This window comes from Photorhabdus sp. S10-54 (assembly GCF_963878145.1).
GTDB classification, from domain to species: Bacteria; Pseudomonadota; Gammaproteobacteria; order Enterobacterales; family Enterobacteriaceae; genus Photorhabdus; species Photorhabdus kayaii.
Genome location: NZ_CAWNXG010000110.1, coordinates 1 through 2,562 on the forward strand (window position 1 = coordinate 1; position 2,562 = coordinate 2,562).

A 2,562-nucleotide genomic window follows, 5' to 3' on the forward strand; every position below is an offset into this window, starting at 1 on the left:
CCGGTGGTCTGGCTGTTGATATGCTGCGCCAGCAACACCCCCTGCGTGTTATCCAGTGTCTGGCTGGTTGTAGTCAGTCGGGTTTTGGCTTCAAGATGACCGTGGGCATTCTGAATGGCTTTGCCAATGGTCAGCGTGGCGCTGTCCCCGGTAGCCACAAGGCTACCCCGGCGATTATCCAGTTGGGCGACGCTGAGCTGGAGCGCATTGCCCGCTTCCAGTCGGCCCGCCTGATTGTCCAGCGTGTCTTTGACCGTCAGTGTCAGCGATCCTTTGTCGGCGGCTACAAGGTTGCCGTGACGATTATCGACCGTGGTTGCCTTAAGGTTCAGGTTACCGTTGCCGGCAATGGCGCCGTTCTGGTTATTTAGGGTGTTCACCGTCAGAGACAGCGTATCTTTACCCTGTTGTTGCATCACACCCCCTTGATGGTTCAGAGTGTCCGCGTTGACGGTAATCTGCCCGGCCTGCGTCTCGGCGTGGTTCAGTTGCAGTTCATCGGCCTGTATTGTCAGGGCGCCATTGGTAAGTAGTTTGCCCTTATCACCCAGCCAGCGTTGGGTATTGAGTGACAGTTTGCCGTTGCCTGCCAGTTGCACTGTGCCCTGAGTGTTATCTGCCTGACGCGCAGTGAGATGCAGGTCCTCGCCCTGACTGGCAATGTTGCCCTGCTGGTTGTTCAGTGTGTCCGTGGTAATCGTGAGCTGTTTGCCCTGACTGAACAGGGTCCCGCCACCGTTATTCAGCGTGTGGGTATTCAGCCGCCATTCACCAGTCCCGGTTTGATTAATTTTCCCCTGCTGGTTAGAGATATCCGGCGTCGTGAGGTGAATTTCCCGCGCCACTAATTGCCCGCCGTCGTTGTTAAACTGGCCGGGGGTTTTCGCAGTCAAACGGTCGGCGTTGACGGTGGCGCGAGCGGTACTTATCCCGTGTTGACTGGCATTCAATTGAATCTGACTGGCGGCGGTCTGGCTGTCGCTCAGGTCAATCTGTTGACTGTGGATAGCCAGCGTGTCGGTCGCCAGATTTTTGCCATTGGCCTGAACGTGTTGCGCGGTCAGGGTCAGTGAACCGGGGCGGGTGGTGTTGCCCTTATCATCCAGTCCGGCGGCCCAGACGCTGTCATGGCTGCTGTGTATGGTGCCTGCGGTAACGGCGGTATCGCCGCGGGCCTCCACCCGGCCCTGATTCTTTAACGCCCCGTTGGCTTGTAAATTCACCGTTGATTGTGACAACAATTTGCCCGCGTTAGTCACATTGGAAGACGACGTTAATTGCAGCCCGTCACGGCTGCTGATGGCGCCGCGGTTTTCTATCCAGCCATCGGCGGTAATATGCACGTCCCCGGCTGAGGCCCCGATATTGCCGGCATTATGGACGCCCACCCCCGTTTCGGTGCCTATTAGCCTAATTTTATGGGCATACATGCCGCCCAGTGCCGCCACATCCAACGCAAACTCCGGGGGCTTCTCATTGCCTGCCGATTTTTTCTCAATCTGTTGATGCGCCACATCCACAATATTGCGCCCGGTGGTCACTTTCAGGTCTTGCGCATGTAATTTGGCGTTAATCGCCACGGAGCGGGCGATAATATCGGTGTAACTTTGCCGGGTGCTGTCCATGCCGTGCCCGTCAATGCGCACTTCCCCCTGATTGACATCAAACCCTTTCAATCGGCCCCGTTCCATCAGGGCTTGCCCGGTGGTGAGCGTGGTGCGATGCGCATTAATAAACCCGCAACCATTACAGGTGATACCCGCCGGGTTGGCAATAATCACCTCGGCTTTATGCCCGGCTACTTCAATCCAGCCGTTGAGGTGACTGCGGTCGTGGCTGTTGACTTCGTTGAGGATAACACTGGCATCCCCTTTGGCTAACCACGGATTACCCGCCACCATGCCGCCGAGTTGGGTCTGTGTGGCCTGATGGCTGTTATTAAGGATAACCCCTTGTTTATCCACATCAAACTGACGGTAGCTGTTGTGAGAAACGCCATCAGAACCGGGCGTCTGGATATTGACCTGCGGCGTACCGTTGGCGCTGCGAATGACGGTCGGTTGCTGACGCCCCGGCGCCTGTCCGTCGGCCACAATCGCTGCCTGTGCAGTGAGTGAAATCCCGCCAAGGGCGAATAACACCCCAAACCGTAGCGCAGTAAGCCGACAACGACGTTGCGGTGAAGAGGGGCGACGAGCGCGGCGTCCGGTTCGTCCGCGCCCGGCACACACTATCTCGGCCACCACCATCCACATCTGACGGGCCTGATTAAAGATAATACGATATAACTGGTTGTTCATGATTTTTGCTCCACACAACACTACCCACTGGCAGTTTTGCTATTTGAATTAATACTGCCAATACAGGTTGAATCCGGCCGTGACCGGGGAGGTTTGGAAACCGGCGGGTTTGGACAGCGGGACGCCGACAAACAGGTCGTAGCTCACCCCTTTCAGGCTGCCTCGCCAGCCCAGAGCACTCCCCGCCAGGTGTTTTCCAAGCAGCGCGTCACTGCCCCGTCCGCCCACTTCGCCATAATCGATCCCCAGATACAGCGATTGC

General features: G+C 57.1%; 1 protein-coding gene and 1 pseudogene. Both read right to left on the bottom strand.

The window, feature by feature from the left end; translation table 11 throughout:
- Nucleotides 1–2,300, bottom strand: a 2,300-nt coding sequence (locus AACQ83_RS23765; RefSeq protein ID WP_146747947.1) for a two-partner secretion domain-containing protein, incomplete at its 3' end; no start/stop codon positions are given.
- 48 nt (nt 2,301–2,348) lie between these two features.
- Nucleotides 2,349–2,562: pseudogene (locus AACQ83_RS23770) on the bottom strand (ShlB/FhaC/HecB family hemolysin secretion/activation protein); the annotation flags it as partial.